Here is a 19,163-nt window from a genome sequence, read left to right as displayed (position 1 = left end):
TTACTCCTCCCCAGCAAGATAGGAGCGGCAGAGGGCCTCGACGTCTTCGATTGCGGTAAGCGCGCCACTTTGAATGCAGGCTTCGAGCGAAAGTGCATTCCGGCCGGCTGACCGGAGATCAAGCCCAGCCGCTAACGCTTCAGCCCGTTGATCGGGGGTGAGTCCAGCAACGCGATCGGCATACGCGTTTTGCGCCGCTTTCAGCGCCGTGAGGGTCTGAATTAGGTCAAGGTTCGCACGGATGAGCGCTTCGCGGTTTTTGGCCTCGCTGGTTGAAATTATTAGGGCCTTTGCGGGAATCTGAACTGCGACTTGTCCTATGCGAACAAACACGTCGGCAAACGCATTCAGTTCGCTGTCCTTATCGACCGCGACTGACTCCAACATTCCTTCTTTGAAGGTGACGTCGGTCTTTCGGTTGATGAACAGGCCACGCTTGACTTCGATCATGAAGGGCGGCGAGCGATTGGGCAGTTCGATGACGGTTCGCTTATAGACTCGCCAGGGTTTGCCCGAGGTTGGATCGTCCTTCCGTAATACGACGAGCGTGTGTGGTAGCAGCGGCTTGTAGAATATGTTGAAACGATCGGAGCCCGCAGCGGCTGACTTTGCCGCCGCGGCGCCCCCAGTAGTGTGTGCTTTTACAGCTCGCTCCGAAACCTTCTTGGATGTGCACTGATTGTGCATCCAGAAAGGTACGTAAGGGTCGCCATCCGGGTCGATGTAGATGCAGTAGCCGGTATAATAAATCGCCGAGTTGATTTGTGTCAGAAGGTTTTCATCAAACGGATCGAACCTCAGCTGAACGACATCGACTTTGTCATCCTCTTTGCCGAAACTCCGGGCGCCTGTAGCAGCGGCGATCGCGACGCCTACACCCTCAGCAACTTTTTTCACAATTTCGTCGGACTGATCGTCAGCGTTGCTGTAAACGCGTTCGAGTAGTTGCGCGTTGTTGCGCTTTACCCGAATTGCGTCCTTGTAGAAAGCGTTGGAAAGGAAATCGATGCAGTATATTTGCTTGGAATCGGCGCTAAAGGCGACTGTCGGCGTGACGGCCGGCGTGCCACCCGTCGCCAATCCATATTCAAGCTCATACCACTTAGCGCCATCCGCAGCCTTCTTCTGGATGATTCTAAGCTGCAGCTCTCCCTTTGGCAGGGCGTAGGATCCCGCCGTGGTGTTGCAGGTAGTTGGGTTCTCAATTTGTGCATAGGCATTTAGGGGCGTGGTACTGTAAACGTTGCAACCAGCGAGGGCGGCGGCTACAGCAACTGCGGCGATCGCCGCCTTGGGGCGGCGATCAGGACGCATTTTTGATCAAACCACAAATATTGGTGTCGCCATCGGTTGGGCGCGAGAGGGCTGGATTGTTGAATGCGGCCGCAGCCCCGAACGAAAAGTCCTTCGCAACGAGCGGAGTGCCCGGACTAACTTTTTGTTGGGCAGCCGAGGATTTGACGATGAAGTCGAGATAGGCTTGTTGCGCAGCCAGGACTTGTTGTTGAGCTTCAAGCAACCCCTTCTGGCCGCTTTTCAAGCTGAGTTCCGCCGTTATGGTTGCCGATGGAATGCTGACGATGCCGTAGACGATATCGAGCGGAATTTCGATAAAGCCACTGACTTCGCTTCCTTTGGAGATGCAGAAATCGAGAAGGTTGCCGTTGTTGAAGGCCATCACAGTTCGATGTTCAGCGAAGGCCGCCCGGTTAACGCGCAGTGCGATAATGGGTGAAATATTCTCGAGCTGAACCGTATCAACCTTGCGCAGCTCCCAAGATGAGACCTGAGGATCATCCCGAACAAAAACGAACACCGAATAACCCTGTCGAGGCCGGTAAAAAACCCCGGTCGGCAAGTCCTTTACCAGGTACTTCTGTTCGCGAGCCGCTTGTAGGTACAACGACTGCCCGCCCGGCCTGAGCGCGCTCTCCGGGTCGTTGCAATATTCGTTCGGCAAAATGGTGCTCGTGTCGTACGTGTAGGCTCCCAAGGTTACGCAAAATCCAAACTGGCGGATGCTGCTATTCAGCTTGGCAAGGGAGCTAGGGTCGAATGGATCAAAGTCCTGTTCGGTCAAGAGACGCGTGTCGACATTGGCTGAGGTTCGGCCGAACCCGTCGCCAGGGCTGCCGGAGACCAGGATAAAAATCAGACGAAGGATTTTCTGGATAATCTCGCCGGTTCGATCGACATTTTTCGAAACTATCAGCTCCAGCAGGCCATTCGGCGAGACGGCAGAAGCAGCTGCCGTCGGATCGACCCTGTCCGCATTGCCTTGCCCCGAATAGTACACTTCGACAGTGTCGTCGGAGAGCGCCGATTCAAGAAAATCAAGGCAAAAACGGTGTTGGCGATCGGGATGTGGCGTTGGCTCGAACACATCCATGAACGGAGGGGAAGCCGGGACAAGCGTGTCCTTTCTGAAGGCTTGCAGTATCCGAACTTTCACCGTCGAGTACGGCAGTGAGTAATAGCCAAGTGCTGAGTTACATCGCTGCTGGATTGTGCCATCGGCCGTCGGTGCGTACTCAAGCGTGGAATCCATTACTTGGCATCCGCTCAAAAAAAGAACCGGTGCAAGCAGCGTTAGGAGTAACCGGTTCATGATGAGCAAAGGATCGCTCCCCCGCCGCGGATGACCACGTATTGGTTGCGATATCTGGTCAGGTTGCTCTTCGTCACTCCTTCTTCGATTGGGTAGGTGCCAACAAAATTGGCATCGATTGCCCTTAAACACACGTAGCGAACAAAAACACCACGGTGACGTGGGTCTGCTGAGGGAGCCGGGTCGAAACCGCAGAGTTTTGTTGGATAGTCGGCCGGTATGTCGCAATTCGCTTTCCGGTCGCAAAGCTTGCGCATTGCCGCCGTTGCGTCACACCAGCGGGATCGAATTAGGGCTTCCGGGTAAGTGTCGCCGATCTTCGCTTCAAGGATTCGGACAGCGGCACCAGCGCTTCCTAGGTCCATGTCATCCAGCTTCTTTTCCAAATCGGAAAGCGCTTTGAAAGACTTGTCGTCAGCAAGAAGAACTTTCTTAAGCCCCTCGTCATTGGCGGTGCCCTTTGTCGGCAGTTTCGCAGTGAGTTCCGCAGCAGCTTTAGCGATACTCTCAACCGTTCTCACAACCTCGCCGTTTTCAACTTTCGAAAAAATGCCGGCCAGCTTGGTCGCGAGCGCGACCGCCGCATCCCTAGCACCGCCTATTGCATTTGCTTGTTGAGGCGTGAGCGCGGAGAGCTCGTTGTCGAGCTTTCGCATTAAGTCGACCACGAATGGCGGCGATGGCGCGGTCGAAATCGCCGTCTCAAATTCGCGGCGTTTCTGATCGAAAGAAACAAGTGCCTTCCGAATCGATGCCTGTGCGGTTGCTTCAAGCTTGGCTTCGTCCGTCCTAACCCCTTCGTTGGTCATCAGCTCGGAAGCGGTCGATACGAGTCGGCGAACAAAGGCATGGAGTTCAAGAGCCGTCGCTTGTCCGTCCCCCAGCCGCATCTTCACTATCGCATCGAAAACAAGGTCGATTTGTGCTGAAATTGCCGTCCGCGCGGCGTCAAGGGTTTCAACTTGCTCGTTTAGCGCTTTCAACTCGCGCTCCAGTGGGACAGTCGGCAAAACTCCTTCTTTGAGGACAACCCCACTGCCCTTGAGACTGATCACGTCGCCGTTTAGGGCGCGGACTTCGGCGTTCAACTTTTGCAGTTGTTCGCCGAGGGACGTGAACTGCTGCTGCGCCGCAGCCAGGGCATCGCGGACAGCACCGATTTCGGCAAGTATTTCATCGTTGTGGGTACGAGATAATTCCTGGGCGGCTGAGAAGTTCGAAAGCGCCCCGAGTGCCAAGGCCACCAGGAGACTGCGTAGCAGTTGCCGCACTTCACCCACCACCTGATCCCTCAAGCTCTGCAGGTAAAAGACTTGATTCTACTTATCCACGGCACCTACCGGCACACGTTATCCCCCGTTTTTTTGACAGAGATGCTCGTGCCTTGGACCCGCAGTCCTAGAGGATACTGGCTTTTATTTTTCGATGGAGTCTGTGGTGCAATAGTCAAAGTCAGGCAACGCCATTTTGGCCGATGTCACACGCTAGGCGGGGCGCGAAACGCCACGGCGAAATCATGTTTCGAGAATATCAGTGAGCAAGCCAAATGCACCCGGGAAACGGGCGGCATGAATTCGAACGTCGTCTGCCGCAGGTCTTAACGGCTGCTCTTGCTCATGCTGGCAGGATTTGCCGTCGAAGGCTTGGTGCTCTCCGCGGTTCTCGTCCACATGGTGCCGCTGACGGCGGCGGTCGGCCTCGGCGCGGCGGGCGTGTTCGTGGCAAGCCTTTTCGGGCCTTCGCAGGTCGCGAGCCGCCTGATCAACATGCTGTTTGGCGGCGGTGTGCCACAGACCTGGCTGGCGCTCGGCGCGACCGCAGCGCTGGCACTCGGCCCTGCCGTCCTGCTCATGACCACGCCCTCCATCCCGGGCGCGATCGTGTTCGCGGTTTTGTTCGGGCTCGGCTCAGGGCTCATGAGCATTGTCGGCGGTACGCTGCCGCTCGAACTGTTCGGCCGCGCCGGCTACGGCGCGCATGTCGGCTGGATCACGGCAGCGCGGCAATTCAGTTCCGCGTTCGCGCCGTTCAGCCTTACTTTTATTATGGCGGGAGTGGGCGTATTCCCGGCACTGTGGATCAACGTGCTGATCGGGTTGATCGGCATCGCTGCTTTCGCCGGTATTGCCTTGGCGCAGCAACGCTTGCGGAAGGCCGCTTCAATCAATGGAGCAGCGCCAGGGCTCGGTGGGAGGGCATTTGCAAACACTTTCAAAGTGATTTCAGTCATTTACGCTCCCCACGCGCTGTTACCACGATTGGTTTTCCTGGATTCTTACTCCCGCAATATCAGTATCACTAACTTACTCGCTAGTATAACTGCGGCTCCGCCTCGGCAATGTCCTAGAATCCCTGACGCCATTGGTGAGAAGTAAGATCGTCTTGTGCCGCCGTCTGCCGACTAAAACCAAACTTGCATTCAAGAAATAACTTTCGTCGGATCAACAAAATTGGAAGTTTTCCCGATCTTCGTTTGCTGCGCGACGCAAAGCTTGTGCCGAACGTATTGCAGAGGTACGTTAGCGTTGTGAACTGTCCGGGCCGGCATTTGGGGGAAAAAGATGCTAGATCCTTTCATAGACATTCTTGCGGATATTGGTGATTTCTCTCTCCTCCGGGCCACATGGAGGTGGCAGCCATCGCATACGGTTTCCAGAAGATCCAAATTCGACAGCACGCTTGCGATGCAGAAGTCTCGCCGGCTGGCGCGCGGCTGACCAACCTTCTCAGCAACACATTGCGTGATCGCAGCGGACGCTGAACTGGTCGATCGACAAAAAAGCAATTTCTGAATCGCACTGCAAGGTGGGGGCCATATGGCAAAGATTGAGGACGCGAAAAAGGCATTCAGAATAGAGCGAGATACGAGTCTGGCGGCCAAGGAGGCGATCGAACATCAAACGGTTGCTGATCAGAAGAAGAAGAGCGCGTCGTCGGACTCCGTTCCTGCGAAGGTGCTTGGCACTGACAGGCCGGATCGTATCGCCGTTAGGCTCGATCTGATCAATCGCAACGATCCGAGCGCGTTCGAACGGCTGATCGGCAAGCGCGATATCGTCAGCATCAACTTCTTTGAGCGCGGCGTTCAAACGGCCAAAGCTGTCTGCCGCATTAAGACCCTCGGAATGGCAGGCGGACCGCCAGATTATGCGACTGGTTTCCTTGTCACGCCGGCACTGTTGGTGACGAACAACCACGTCCTTCCTGACCCGGAAACGGCAAGCCGTAGCTTGGCGGAATTTGGCTACGAACTCGACACGAATTTCGTCGAGCGACGTGGCCGCATCTTTCCGTTCGCTCCAATCGAGGCATTTTATACGAGTGTCGACCTTGATTTTACCATCGTCGCCATCTCACCGATGGGCCACGATGGAACGCCGATAACCGACTTCGGTGTGCTGCCGCTGATCCCGATGAGCGGTAAGGGGATCACGGGCGAGCATGTCTCGATCATCCAGCATCCGGAAGGCGGAACCAAGCAAGTGGTGGTGCGTGAAAATCGGATAGTGGCGCTCGACCAAACGAAATTCCCGAACATCAATCCGGCTTTCATACACTATACAGCTGACACGGAGCGAGGCTCGTCCGGGGCGCCGGTCTTCAACGACCAATGGGATCTGGTCGCAATTCACCATCAAGCAATCGTTGATCGGAACCAGAAGGGCGACCCCTTGACCAAGGAGGGAAAGGTCTGGACTGAAGCCGACGGGGAAAGTGCCAAAAAGTGGATCGCCAATGAGGGCATCCGCATTAGCGCCTTATGGGCACATCTCCAGGCGGACGCTCCGTTCAGCGCGGACGCTGCAAAGATCATGGCGATGCTCTCCTATGAACCTCGTGCCGCCTACCGACCGCGCCCTGCACTAGCCGACACAACGCCGAAGAACTGGCAAACGGTCCCAAATGTTCCTGAGGATACGGCCTTTGAAACAACCCGTTTCACCGATCCGGCTTTTGCGGAATCGCTCGGCTACGATCCAAAGTTCCTCGGGGCGGACCTCGTCGTCCCTTTGCCGAAAACAGGTTCTAGTTTCAAAGGAACGCTGGCGAAGAACACCACCAATGACAAGACTGTGTTCAACTACACGCATTTCAGCCTGGCCATGAATGTGGACCGTAGGCTTGCGATCTGGACAGCAGTCAACATCGACGGCAACAAGCTGAAGTCCGCGAAATCGCCAAGCTGGCGCCGGGATGACAGACTTCCAGCCAATCAACAGACATTGGCAGACATTTACGGCAAGGTTCCCGGGAAAGGCATCCAGATCGATCGTGGCCATCTGGTGCGTCGCCTCGATCCGGTCTGGGGACCGCAGGATGTTGCGGACCGGGCGGGCGCCGATACGTTCCACTATACGAACGCGGCGCCGCAGGAGCACATCTATAACAGCGAAACCTGGGGCAATCTGGAGGATTTCGTGCTCGCCCGCGCGGACACGCGCGCACAGAAGGCGACGGTTATGACAGGACCGATCCTGCGGCCGGACGACAATTTCTACGGCGAAGGCTTGAAAGGGGGGCCGTGGCAAATCCCATGGTCCTTTTGGAAGATATGCGTCTTCAAGCGGCCCGACGGCACACCTTCCGTAACTGGATTCGTCGTAGAGCAATCGTCGACGATCGCGCCTATCTTCGAGACGACCAGATACAATCCCTACAGCGTCGATGAGGCGCGTGTGTTTCAGCGCCCGATCAAACTCATCGAGGAATTAACCGGCCTCGATTTTGGCGGGCTGCGCAAGATTGATCGTATGGGCAGTGTCGAGACGACTGCGATCGAATCCTCCCGTCCGATCCGAGGTGCGAACGATATTGCATTTTGAAGGGAGTGTTTCCGGCGGCGCCTATTCGCTCCTGCATGCAAGTGGAAGGGCGAGTTCGGTTTTACTCGGATGCGGCAAATCGAGCCAATTTCCGAGGTCTTCCTGGAGGCCGATGAACAGGTCAAATGCCCGCCGCGCCGCAGCGCCCGGCATTGTGCCGTTTTCGAAGCTACATTTGAACGATATTTCGGCTACGCTAGGTACCGGTTGCGGTTGCGCGAAATGCCAGATCGTGAGGGCAAACTCTCCCGTTGTACCGCTCGCCAACCTGACTTTGGCCCCCTTGAAAACATGTTCCTGGATAGCCGGGCCATGCTGAAGCTGGCTGTTGCTTGAGGCAAGCGCGCCCTGTGCTTCCAAATTAGTCAGCAGCGTCGGAAACAGCGCTGCCGCATGCGAGAGTGTAGAGGGCTCGGATGCTACCCCTTTGATCGAGGTGGACAACGAAAATCGGCTGCGTATCGATCTGGGCATCGAGATCGCAACCTTTGGGGTTGGATGGCTCTGATCGGCAACTTCCAACGGCGCGATGTCCTCCTCGAACGCGGTTTTGGCGCCGTGCACGCCACGCAGCGACGTCGCGGCGACGACAAACATGTCTGGCATGCGAAGCTTGAGGGTGATTTCGCGCTGCTGTTTGCGGCTGGCATCTTTCTTGTTCGAGACCCGTTCCCTCAGCGCGTAGTTGCATCGCGTCAACAGGCAGGCGGAGGTGTCCCAAAACCTAACCGATTTCACTTCGGCTGCCCCGAACCATTCCTCGGCCCTGGAATTCCTCCCGCGCGTGCCAAGCCTACCTTCTATCGTAGGTTTGATCCTCTGATCCCAGAATGAGTTGGCCAACTCCAACGTCGGATTCGCATCGAAACGCGAAAACTCCAATAGCAGTTTGTATTCGCGGGTTTTGAGAACGTGATGCATCATCGTCATCCAAACATCTGTCGCATTGACGCACACCAATATTCCGGACTTTTCAAACTATGTAGGAGGGTTTTCGTCACGCTTCGGCGGAGACGTCGCTGGAAGGTCGGCGTACTCGGCGCGCGGATCGTTGTCGGCTATCGGCCTCAACCTGATCCGCATCTTTGGCCGCGGCGCAGCACCAGCCGGCGCTCTGGAGCTTCCTTCGCGATATGATCGAGGCCGATCGAATGTATTGTCGGGGTCGGCTCTCGTGGCATCGGCCATCGCCTGTGCGAGCTGTTCCAACGCGTCAGTGTACTTGCGATAGAAGCCGCGGGCTCCGGCAGGAGCCGGATAGCCCAGCTTCTCGCTGGCATTTCCCTCGATCATTCGGTCCAGCAGAGACTCATTGCGGTCGACCGCCGCCGCATCGGACTTTCGCCTCGATGTGGCAAAGCGTCGAGAGATGTCTTCAAATGCTGCCATAGCGTTGCGGTACCGAACCCATCGGTGGTTGGCGAAAACCTCGACATTTTTGGCGCCGCTTTCAGGATCGCGTTTCGCTTCCGGGTCGAAGCGTGCGGCGATCAGAAGACCTGCAGCGCGACCTCTCAAATCAAGATCACTCAATACCTTGGCGTCCATATCGAGGTTAAGGCCGCCTTCGTCGTCGCGCAATGCGATGTTCACGACTCGGTCGCGTGTTCCAGGCGCGAGAAGCATCTGATTGTCGTTCCAAAACCTTGCCGTGTTCAAAAGCGCTGTGAAGAACGCCACCAAGCCGAGGCCGGGTGCAGTATCGAACGCGGTAAAAGGGGCCGGAGAAAACTGATTTCCCTTAGCCATCGAAATAAACTCCCACACCGGGTCGCGGGGCTTCGGGTCACCGACCGGGGTGACGTCCGGCCTGTTCTTGGCGGCGCGCCGAACATCCCGAGGGTGCTCGATGGCTTTGTTCGCTGAATGGTCGTGGGGCTCCTCTTCCCGCTGCTGTGCATCCGTCACGACGGTCGGCGCGCCCGCGCCATAGCCGATGAGGTTCAGGCAGAAGGTCGGCCTCGACGGGATCGGACTGTCGAAAAAATGGATGGGGAAGTTCGATGTCAGCCCGCCATCCGAGAACCAAACAGACCGCAGAGGAATCTTGCCGTCGGGCATCTTACCTTTCGCAAAGTCCGGCGTGAGAAGTGGAACAGCAGAAAGGAGCACGGGAAAGCTCAGCGACAATCTTGCAGCGAAGACGAGCGGCAGATCCTGTGGCCGCGGGAGCCTTATCCATCCTTCCTGCCTCTGGTGCCGTTCCTCATAGTCGCCGGCTTTGGTCTCGATCCAGTCAACGACCTTGGCCGGGAAATACCGGCGCAGGGTCTCGATATCCGCGTAGATGGGTGAAGGGGATTCCAGAAACGGGAGTTGGACGGTACGATTGCGGCTGATGTCACTGGCGATCATCGCAAGATCGATTGAACGGGGTGCCACCGGGCCGTGACCGCCCGGCTTTCCGCCAGCCGCTTCCGGCGCGCTCCACAATTCGCCAAACGTCAGAGGCGCGTCATCAATGGTTCGCCCTGCGGCGGACTGCACAACCCGGTGCATCCATGGCGAAAGACCCTCGAACGTTACGACGGCCCGATTGGTCGAGAACGACGGTGCCGATTTCCCTGTGCAGATCCCATACCCGTTGGCGCGCCATAGGGGCAGCCAGCGGCGCACCAGAACGGTGATGAGCATCACAAGCCAACAGACCAGCACAAGGCACAGGGCAGCGATCAGGCTGACTACAGTAAGAATCGCTTGTCCGCCGACGATTTGGTGCACGACCAGCGCAACGCCTGCCAGCAATGTAACAGCCATCACCAGCGCGAGCGGCCAGGCCGATAGGGATGCAGCGAGTATGCCAATGAACTTTCCGCTGAAATTCCTAGCGCTCATGAGTGGCGTGACAAGAGCAAGCAGCGGCTTTGTTGCTGGCTCGGGGCTAAACAAATGGAACAACCGCGAATGTCCATCCGGTGCGACGTCGCCGAGACTTTTGGGCATCGCGGCAACGTCTTCGAACGCTTGTGGATTGCGTCCCGTTCGGCGTCCGTATTCTGCCGCAGCGGTGACCGCTGCGGCGATCGCGCCAACAGAGGTGCCTCCTATCGAATGGAACGAATATCGGCGGGCGATCATCGCCACCGCACCAGGATAGATGACACCGCTAGTCACCCCGCCTGCCATGACGATGTCACATGGCAGCAAGCGTTCCGCCGTAGAGTTCTGGTCCTGTCGCCCGTCTTTTACCCCCATCGAACTCGCTCTGACCTTCGAGGCAACTGAACGCGATTGCTTGATCCATACAACAATGAGAGGGCGCCAAATAGACTCTCTGGTACGAAAAACAAAAGTCTGCTACTGATTATCAGTTGCGGAACAGGTAGCGACTCCTCCTCTATCTACCAGAACGTCACAAGTACCTGATAAATATCATGATTTAGTCTTTTCTATATTGATTTAACAGTTGTGGTGGTGGAAGTGCGATAAACCTGCTGATAAAAATGCGCCGTCTATGTATCCGGGGAAGCACGACTATATACATTACCTCGATTTCCGCAACGCCGCATAGATGCAAGTAAAATTGCGCGTGTTTGCAATTCCAGACTCCATACTATACACGCCACCGCGTCGAGATGTCCGTGGCGCCTTATAAATTACGCCAACTTAAAAGAGGGGGAATCGTGACACATCAGGCTGCAGATTTCTCAGAAGACCGCTGCGTGGCGTGCCGGCTCAAAATCGAACACGGCGCTGGAAAGTGTCCTCACTGTGGCACATCTCAAAAGAAGAATTGGTGGGGCAATCTTGGGAACGCGTCAACGGTCTTGGCTATAATCACTGGTTTGGCGTCAATCGCCACATTTCTGGTCGTCGGACTTCCGGCGCTAACCAAACAAGTGACGGAAAATCGTGCCATTTTGGCTGCCAGCTTTGTGGGCGGAGGGTCCAACCCCGGGGAGGCCGGGTATGTTGAAATCTTGTTCGTGAACTACGGGCTCAGGTCGGCGATCGTTTTCAAGCGATACCAGTGTTATTCTTATACCAAAGATGGCAAGCAGGTAGTGGACAGCTCTGGTCAATCATATCCAGAGATATTTATTACGACCGCAGACAATACGACCGTCGACGGCGAATCCACGAAGATCATCCGCTTTGACTCCCAGGGCGGGCTTCCTCTCCCGGAAGGCTCCCAGCAGAATGTCAAGATCACCTATCAACTCTGCGATTTACAATTCGTCGACATATCCGATGTCCCAAAACCGGGTGCAGAGCCACGCATCCAACGCGTACAGGTGAACGTGCCGGCCTAGAACGATGCGGATTTCGCTGACGTGCAGCGTCTGCTGATGGTCTTGATCGAGCACTGGTTCGGTTGCAAGCGGCCGGTCATCTCTTCGCTTGGTCATGCCTCGCGAGTTCTTTCGCCAGGCGGGGAAAACCGAGAAAACCAAGAAGCAACGCAAGCCGGATCCGATGGCGCTCGAGTTCCCTCTACCTTTGCGGGCGAAGGCATCGGCGCTGCTCAGAGCGCAAGCAAGCCATGGGCTAACCGTGGAATGCGGTCGATTCGCTTTCATGCCTAGCAAAGGCCGTGAGAATATTTGAACGTGGAGGATGCAGGCATAGCGATATCGCTCGAAATGCCCTCCTCGACGTCATCTACGCCGACGATAGAGTTCTCGAGCCAGTTCCGGACATTCCGGACAAATCAGGACCGCCCGAAGTTTCTGACGAATTACTTGGCAAACTATCACGGACGAAGTTCCGGCATTGGGAATACGAGGCCGAAACCCTTTCCGCTGGATACAGCGGTAAAGGAAGGAGGATTGTATTTCAAAGCGCTTGGATCTGACCTCTCCCTCGCCGAGGTGATACTCGGACCGCTCTGCGAGTTGCCCTTGGACGGAATAGGGGCCCTGGTCTCCTCGGTCCGACCCGGTGCTGTTGCCTTCAGGTCCCGACTGGCTTGGAACAGCTTTTCGGTGGTGCCCTCGGAAAGCTCCGTCGGCTGGTGAGAAGATCAGCCAGCCGATGCAGCGGCGTGACTAAGGGAATTACCGTTTTGAGCGCGAGCAGCGTTCAACTGAAAAGGCTGCATCGATGGGCGGCCGTTAGAATACAGTGAGCCAGCAAAGCTGACCTATTTGAGCAAGGGTAACAAGCAGTCGTTTAGAACACTGACACTGGTGAGCGATCTGTAGGCGAACGACGCGAATACTGCTCCCGCAAAGGAAATGATCATTACGACCGTGAGCGCTGCGCGATGGTACCATACGCGTCTTTCGAGCGCCAAGAACAAGCTGCTAAACTGGTCCTCTATGATGGCGTAGTCCCGCAGTAGTCTGGTTTTTTGCCGTCCCACATCGACATTGATCGATGACAGCGTAGCCCATTGGTTAACGCAAGCAAACCATAAGAATACGACGAATATCCAGGCGCCGCAGATGATTGCAAAATTTGCCCATGCAGATACATCGCATTCAGTCACACGCTTTAGCTGAGACGCCACGATTATTGTGGCGACAGGAATACCGAGCAACTGTCCTTGGACATCCACAAACGTCTTATGAATTCGTGATATATATTCGCTCTGCGCATTCTCAATCTGGCTTCGGATCTTCTCGTAGGAAAAGCTTGACATAAACAACTTGTAGCCATCACGGACTTGCTTAGCTACCTCCCCCACATTCTGCATCAGATACACGAAGCGGCTCTCGGCTCTTTGCGAGACTGCGAGCCTGGCGACAGCCTCTGCGAGCATCGCTTCTTTCTGCTCCACGTGAGTCTCACTTGAAAGCATGCTCTCCAACTCGGCGATCAACTCGGGTCTCACAAAGCGTAACTGCTGCGCATTATATCGTATCGGGAGAGCAATCTTACCTTCCTTGAAGAAGACCAATTCCGGCTTTTGGCTGTCAAAATAGAGCGCTGCCTTTGCGAGAACTTGCACGAATCTGACAACTAACCGATACCGAACAACAAGGTCGCTCACAACGGATTGCCCGTTGTGCAAGCGGCCTTCTTTGATAAAGTATGCCTTCGGTTCGGCCAGTTTGGCATTTGGTGACATTAGAAACTGATCGAAATTTTCGACGAAAGTTCCAAGGTGCGGTCTCGGCGCACCAATTCTCAGCCTAACCTTAGATCCTACTTGCATGTTATGCGGTTCTAAGACTGCCAAGTTAGCATCGCCGCCACTGTCTTCGTCAAACTTCTCGACCCGCTTAATAGTCTCCAACAATTCAGCATCCGTGATCTGGATATATGCATTCTCATCCGAGCCAAAGTCCGCCTTTAAGTAGATCGACAGTAAATCCGGCCAAGTCGCCGTGTCAGGCATTGCTACGATCTTTCTCGAGTTCGGCTAGCAAATAGTCTGGAAGTTCCTTGAGCAACAGCGTTTTCTCGTCCGGGTCGTATGCGATTTTCCCTTGATGAACCGCCTTCCAGTCGAATTCTATCGACCACAGATCGGTAGTCGCCTTAAGGCGAACGAGTCCGCGTATCGCTCTTCTATCAGGGATAAAACCGTCGTTCAGTTTCCGCTCAGGATCAGCCAGCACATCCAGTAGGTCTTGGGGGTTCTCCGGCCACAGCTCATTGGCGAAAGCAGAAAAATCAATTTCCTGCTTGGCCTTCGATACCCTCTCGCAAATATTCTTAGCCCTTTCTTTGATCTCGTCTTTCTGCGCCAGCGTGAGACCGGAATTGTCGATGAATTCAGTTATGGCATCGACCAAGTGGGTTGTCTCAACGAGCGGAACGTTCGTGTTCTCGCAGCCCAGAAATTCGCGGAAATACTCGGCTACATTGCCCTTACCCTTAAGAAATCCGATATATCTCTCCTCACTCGCAGCCCAGCCCGTAAAGCTGACGCGCCCCGCGAATCTAAATCCATCTAGGTCAAGGTGCGAAACGTCTTGGAGATCATTCTGCGCGGTGAGCGCCGCGCTAATTTTATCGTTAACTATGGCAACAAGAAGGTATCGCTTGTTATCATTCAAAAAGTCAGCAAAGAACACATGCCCGCCCGTGGAACCTGGCTTCCTTTGTGCTTGCAACTGAAGAGTTTTCATAAGTTCTAGTGACAGAGCAGGGAAGTCCGAGGTGCCTGCGAGATACTCATTGAGCAACGTTGACGTTGGAAAATTTGTAGTGTCAGGGGAGAACTTTCCATACGATTTTGATGGCCGCCGCGCATAGAGTTTATGCAATTCATCTACAAAACGCTTTGCGGTGTTTGATATCTGAACTGCGCTGTTGCCAGCCACAACTCTATACCCTTCGTCTTCGCGGACCAAATTGTGAACCGCGACACTTTTAATATTGCTTACCATCGAATCCCTCCCAAACCGACGGCATTGAATGCTAACGGTGAGAGAGAGTCAAAGCCTTCAAGCCGATGGTCATCTAGCACGCTCAAACACCGCCCGTTCAAGCGTGTAGCAATCCGCGCATGCGCGGGTCAGGCAGCTGCGCGGTCGTAGAGCGCCTTTGGATTTGCCTCGTTCGTAAGCGAGGCTATGTGGTCGCAATTGATGGCTGTACGCGATCTCGGAAAGTTGCGCGATGGTTGGCCAGCACGGCAACCCTCCCGGTTACGCAATGGTCAAACCGCAGTCGTCTTCAGAGGTGGATAAATTCAAAATTGAGCAGCCTGGCCCGTTTCCGGTTCTGCCACACATCGGGTCGTGTCGGGTCGTGCGAACTGTTCGTCGGGCGCAGCTGCGAGAAATCGTCCCTTTATCGGACACGACCATCTACGAGATGGAACAGCGTGGCGAGTTCCCACGACGCTTCAACCTGACCCCCCGTTGTGTTGTTTGGGATCTGGCGGAGGTCGAGGCTTGGGTCCGGGCAAGGCGAAAGGCGTCGTCTGCCGGCAATATCGAAATCGCCCCAGGTCCAGACGTGCGGTCGCGGAAGACGAGGCCTGTCAAATCGGATCGAGAATGATCGCCGCCCCGGCATCCGGCTGGAGTACGGGCGAGCGCTTCTTGCCCGCCGCCCAGGCCTCAACCATGTCAGCCCATTCCTGCAGCATATGACGACGCTGCGGCTCGTATTCAGCCTTGTTATAGACGCCGCGCGAAGTGCGGCTGTCTTCGTGGGCAAGGCATTTTTCGATCCAGTCGCGATTGAATCCGATCTCGTTTAGGAGTGTCGAGCCGGTCCGCCGTAGGTCGTGCACTGTAAAGGGCGCAAGCGGCAATTCTTGTCTTTTTGCGCGATCGACAATGGCCACGGTGACCCGATTGAAGGTGGCGCGCGACATGGGTTCGTCGGCGTCATAGCGAGATGGCAGCACGTGTCGGGAGTTAGCTGCGCAAGTCTTGAGCGCAATCAGGATATCGAGGGATTGGCGGGACAGGTAGACGTTATGCGGCTTTTTCCGTTTCATTCGCTCTTTGGGAATGCTCCAAACAGCGTTCTCAAAATCGACCTCGTCCCACGTCGCGTCCAGCAGCTCACCTTTCCGAACCATCGTGAGCAGGATCAGCTTTAGGCCGAGCCGTATCGTCGGCAACGTTGGCACATTTTCCAACTCATTCAGCATGATTCGGATTTCTGCGGGGGACAATGCTCGGTCTTTTGCCTCGAACGTGGCAATCGAAGCCGGTCCTACCTCGTCCGCTGGATTGGCAATCTTCTCGCCGTGCAGAATGGCATGACCATAGATCTGCTTAACGATATCCCGGACATGAATGGCTGTTGCCGGCGCGCCACGGTCGCGCACCTTCGCGCAGAGCGCCCGCAAATCGTCAGCTGTTATTTCTGTGAGGAGCCTTTTGTCCCAGATCGGCAAGATGTCTCGATCGAAGATGGCCTTGCGCATTGAGCGCGTGCTATCCGCCATCTTGGCCCCCTTAAACCAGGCCCGGCCGGCATCGCCGAAGGTGGCCATTGCAGATAGGCGCCGCTTTTCACGCTGCTTTTCATGCGCCGGCGATTGTCCGGCTGCCACCATTTTTCGAGCGGTAATGCAGCGGTCGCGCGCCTCTGCTAGCGAGATGCCACCCTCACCATAGCGGCCCAGCGTGACTGTCTCTCGCCTTCCATTCATTCGGTAGTCGTATCGGAACGAGATCTGCCCGGCCGTGGACATCGTGGCGTACATACCGTCACGATCAGCGATCTTGTATAATTTGTCTTTTGGTTTCAGCTTCTTAAGCGCAATGTCGGTGAGCATGACGAGGGCAATCCAAGCGGGTGGCCGCATATCCAGCGCCAGATTTTACCGTCATCGTTTTTACCGTCAAGGCATGACCATATCATTTGAGATTCAATGGCTTACCTAGAGATTACCTAACTCTCTAGGAAATAAGGTGGTGACGGTATTAGCTTAGAGCGGGAATGAAGAGGAATGGGATACCGTCAGGTCTACCGCCAAATGATCCCGCTTGCGGGCGATAGTTAGCGATAGGAAATGAGAGGAAAACAATTCTAGCTCAGTGAGTTAAGTGTCTGGCGCCGATAGTCAGCAAATGCTGGCGAACGACCGAACTTTATTCCCATTCGATTGTGCCCGGCGGCTTGCTCGTCACGTCGTAGACGACGCGGTTGATGCCGCGCACTTCGTTGATGATGCGGGTGGCGGCGGCGCCCAGGAATGCCATGTCGTAGTGGTAGAAATCCGCCGTCATGCCGTCGACCGAGGTCACGGCGCGCAGCGCGCAGACGAATTCATAGGTGCGGCCATCGCCCATCACGCCGACGGTCTGCACCGGCAGCAGCACGGCGAAGGCCTGCCAGATGGCGTCGTAGAGGCCGGCCTTGCGGATCTCGTCGAGATAGATGGCATCGGCCTCGCGCAGGATCTCCAGCTTTTCGCGGGTGATGCCGCCCGGGCAGCGGATGGCGAGACCGGGACCTGGAAACGGGTGCCGGCCGATGAAGCTGTCGGGCAGGCCGAGTTCCTTGCCGAGCGCCCTCACCTCGTCCTTGAACAGTTCGCGCAGCGGCTCGACCAGTTGCATGTTCATGCGCTCGGGCAGGCCGCCGACATTGTGGTGCGACTTGATCGTCACCGACGGGCCGCCGGTGAAGGAGACGCTTTCGATGACGTCGGGATAGAGCGTGCCCTGTGCCAGGAAATCGGCGCCGCCGAGCCTCTCTGCCTCTTCCTCGAACACCTCGATGAACAGCCGGCCGATTGTCTTGCGCTTCTTTTCCGGGTCCGACTCGCCTTCCAGCGCGCCAATAAAACGGTCCGAAGCGTCGACCAGTATCAGCGGCAGATTGTAGTGTTGGCGGAACATCGCCACCACGCCTGATGCCTCGTCCTTGCGCATCAGCCCGTGGTCGACAAGGATGCAGGTAAGCTGGTCGCCGACCGCCTCGTGGATCAGCAGCGCCGCAACCGAGGAATCCACGCCGCCCGATAGGGCGCAGATGACCTTGCCCTTGCCGACCTGCTTGCGGATCGTCTCGACCGCGTGCTCGCGGTAGGCGCGCATCGTCCAGTCGCCTTCGATGCCGGCGATGTTGTGGACGAAGTTCCGCAGCAGCCGGGCGCCGTCCGGCGTGTGCACCACTTCGGGGTGGAACATGATGCCGTACATCTTGCGCTCGACATCGCCGAAGATGGCGAAGGGCGAGCCTTCCGATTTTCCGAACACCTCGAACCCCTCGGGCAAGGAGATGACGCGGTCGCCATGGCTCATCCACACCTGGTGGCGCTGGCCGGGCGCCCACAGGCCCTCGAACAGCGGGCTGTCCTTCTCGATCTCGACGAAGGCGCGGCCGAATTCGCGATGGTCGGAACTTTCGGCAACGCCGCCCATCTGCACGCACATGGCCATCTGGCCATAGCAGATGCCGAGCACCGGCACGCCGGCGTCGAAGACGATCTGCGGCGCGCGCGGGCTGCCGATGTCGCTGGTCGAGGCTGGACCGCCGGACAGGATCACCGCCTTCGGATTGATGCGCTTGAACGCCGCTTCGGCCGACTGGAACGGCACGATCTCGGAAAACACGCCGGCCTCGCGGATTCGCCTGGCGATGAGCTGCGTAAACTGGCTGCCGAAATCGACAATCAGGACTGTATCTGGATGATTGGCTATCTTCATGGCGAGCGTTTAGAGAAAGAAATGAGTCGGCGCAATGGGCTGCGAGGCGTCTGTCAATGCGATTCCGCGTCTTCGTGCGATGATCCGAATTCCAGCGCGCCGGACCCGATCGCCTGTTCCAGCCGCATGACCGCTTCCGCCAGCTTCTCGTCGATGACGTGGAGATACTCCTTCCAGTCGCCGACATGCCGGAGATCGGCAGCCCCGTCGGAAATGCCGCGCAGGCCGACGAGCGGCACGCCGAACATCTGGCAGGCGCGCAGGCAGGCGAAGGTCTCCATGTCGACCATGTCCTCAGCAATCGCATCGTAGGCGCTGCCGGAAATGATCGCCGCGCCGGTCGACAGCGTCGCCTCTCTTATATCAGGAATCCTGAACGGCAGCGGCACCGTCACCGGCAGGTCGAGGAACGGCGTCGCGCCCTTTTCGAAGCCCAATGGCGAGGCGTCGATGTCGCGGTAGGCGACCGAAACGGCCTGGTAGATTTGCGTCTGTTCCAGTGTTCGGCTGCCCGCCGAGCCGAGCGACACGACGAGGTCCGGCAGCGCTTTTTCATACTTCAGCCGCGACAGTTCCGCGCCCAGCCTGACGCCCGCCTCGACCGGCCCCACCCCGGTCATGACAGGCGTGAACAGCCGCTGCAGATGCGGACCGTATTCGGCCTCAGCGGCCATGGCGAAAAGGACATCCCTGCCTGCGATCCGGACGAGATTGCGCATC

Annotated in this window: 14 protein-coding genes; 4 read left to right on the top strand and 10 right to left on the bottom strand. The window is 56.5% G+C overall.

The annotated features are described in order from the left end of the window. The 3 genes from AC0NID_RS14470 to AC0NID_RS14460 are packed head-to-tail and all read right to left on the bottom strand — an operon-like array spanning position 1 to position 3,888. Entirely contained in the window at positions 1 to 1,314 is a 1,314-nt protein-coding gene (locus tag AC0NID_RS14470) for a hypothetical protein (RefSeq protein ID WP_473454623.1), read from the bottom strand. Continuing rightward, the gene (locus tag AC0NID_RS14465) at positions 1,304 to 2,548 is read right to left on the bottom strand and encodes a hypothetical protein (RefSeq protein WP_473454622.1); all 1,245 of its coding nucleotides are present in this window, start codon (positions 2,546 to 2,548) and stop codon (positions 1,304 to 1,306) included. Before AC0NID_RS14465 ends, AC0NID_RS14470 begins: the two co-directional genes overlap by 11 nt. 56 nt (positions 2,549 to 2,604) lie before the next feature. Next, positions 2,605 to 3,888, bottom strand: coding sequence for a hypothetical protein (locus tag AC0NID_RS14460; protein WP_473454621.1), 1,284 nt, complete (start codon positions 3,886 to 3,888; stop codon positions 2,605 to 2,607). 336 nt (positions 3,889 to 4,224) lie between these two features. Between AC0NID_RS14460 and AC0NID_RS14455 the strand changes: the two genes are divergently transcribed. Then, positions 4,225 to 4,983, top strand: coding sequence for an MFS transporter (locus tag AC0NID_RS14455; RefSeq protein ID WP_473454620.1), 759 nt, complete (start codon positions 4,225 to 4,227; stop codon positions 4,981 to 4,983). A 441-nt stretch (positions 4,984 to 5,424) separates the two neighbouring features. After that, positions 5,425 to 7,431, top strand: a complete 2,007-nt coding sequence (locus AC0NID_RS14450) for a DNA/RNA non-specific endonuclease (RefSeq protein ID WP_473454619.1) — start codon at positions 5,425 to 5,427, stop codon at positions 7,429 to 7,431. Between the two features lie 21 nt (positions 7,432 to 7,452). On the opposite strand, the gene AC0NID_RS14445 is transcribed toward AC0NID_RS14450, so the two are convergent. Both AC0NID_RS14445 and AC0NID_RS14440 read right to left on the bottom strand, forming a co-directional pair. After that, positions 7,453 to 8,361 carry a hypothetical protein gene (locus AC0NID_RS14445; RefSeq protein ID WP_473454617.1) on the bottom strand — a complete coding sequence of 303 codons (909 nt, stop codon included), beginning with the start codon at positions 8,359 to 8,361 and terminating at the stop codon, positions 7,453 to 7,455. A 48-nt stretch (positions 8,362 to 8,409) separates the two neighbouring features. Further along, positions 8,410 to 10,626, bottom strand: coding sequence for a hypothetical protein (locus tag AC0NID_RS14440; RefSeq protein ID WP_473454616.1), 2,217 nt, complete (start codon positions 10,624 to 10,626; stop codon positions 8,410 to 8,412). Between the two features lie 386 nt (positions 10,627 to 11,012). Between AC0NID_RS14440 and AC0NID_RS14435 the strand changes: the two genes are divergently transcribed. After that, entirely contained in the window at positions 11,013 to 11,684 is a 672-nt protein-coding gene (locus AC0NID_RS14435) for a hypothetical protein (RefSeq protein WP_473454615.1), read from the top strand. 830 nt (positions 11,685 to 12,514) lie between these two features. On the opposite strand, the gene AC0NID_RS14430 is transcribed toward AC0NID_RS14435, so the two are convergent. Both AC0NID_RS14430 and AC0NID_RS14425 read right to left on the bottom strand, forming a co-directional pair. After that, entirely contained in the window at positions 12,515 to 13,714 is a 1,200-nt protein-coding gene (locus AC0NID_RS14430) for a hypothetical protein (protein ID WP_473454614.1), read from the bottom strand. Continuing rightward, entirely contained in the window at positions 13,707 to 14,711 is a 1,005-nt protein-coding gene (locus tag AC0NID_RS14425) for a nucleoid-associated protein (RefSeq protein WP_473454613.1), read from the bottom strand. The genes AC0NID_RS14430 and AC0NID_RS14425 overlap by 8 nt, the downstream gene beginning before the upstream one ends. 232 nt (positions 14,712 to 14,943) lie before the next feature. Here AC0NID_RS14425 and AC0NID_RS14420 point away from each other — a divergent pair, with 232 nt between their 5' ends. After that, positions 14,944 to 15,330, top strand: coding sequence for a helix-turn-helix transcriptional regulator (locus AC0NID_RS14420; RefSeq protein WP_473454612.1), 387 nt, complete (start codon positions 14,944 to 14,946; stop codon positions 15,328 to 15,330). Here AC0NID_RS14420 and AC0NID_RS14415 read toward each other — a convergent pair. The 3 genes from AC0NID_RS14415 to AC0NID_RS14405 all read right to left on the bottom strand — a co-directional run bounded on the left by AC0NID_RS14415 (position 15,311) and on the right by AC0NID_RS14405 (position 19,162). Then, positions 15,311 to 16,564 (bottom strand): tyrosine-type recombinase/integrase, encoded by a 1,254-nt coding sequence (locus tag AC0NID_RS14415; RefSeq protein WP_473454611.1) that lies wholly within the window; start codon positions 16,562 to 16,564, stop codon positions 15,311 to 15,313. The two genes, AC0NID_RS14420 and AC0NID_RS14415, sit on opposite strands and share 20 nt — an antisense overlap. A 316-nt stretch (positions 16,565 to 16,880) precedes the next feature. Next, positions 16,881 to 18,443 carry a glutamine-hydrolyzing GMP synthase gene (gene guaA / locus AC0NID_RS14410; protein ID WP_473454610.1) on the bottom strand — a complete coding sequence of 521 codons (1,563 nt, stop codon included), beginning with the start codon at positions 18,441 to 18,443 and terminating at the stop codon, positions 16,881 to 16,883. 53 nt (positions 18,444 to 18,496) lie between these two features. Beyond that, positions 18,497 to 19,162, bottom strand: coding sequence for a 5'-methylthioadenosine/S-adenosylhomocysteine nucleosidase (locus AC0NID_RS14405; RefSeq protein WP_473454609.1), 666 nt, complete (start codon positions 19,160 to 19,162; stop codon positions 18,497 to 18,499). Between the last annotated feature and the right edge of the window lies 1 nt (position 19,163).

It is taken from the genome of Mesorhizobium sp. WSM4821, from assembly GCF_055901555.1.
The sequence above is the reverse complement of the archived record's forward strand: the minus strand, read 5'-3'. Positions and strand labels throughout refer to the sequence as shown.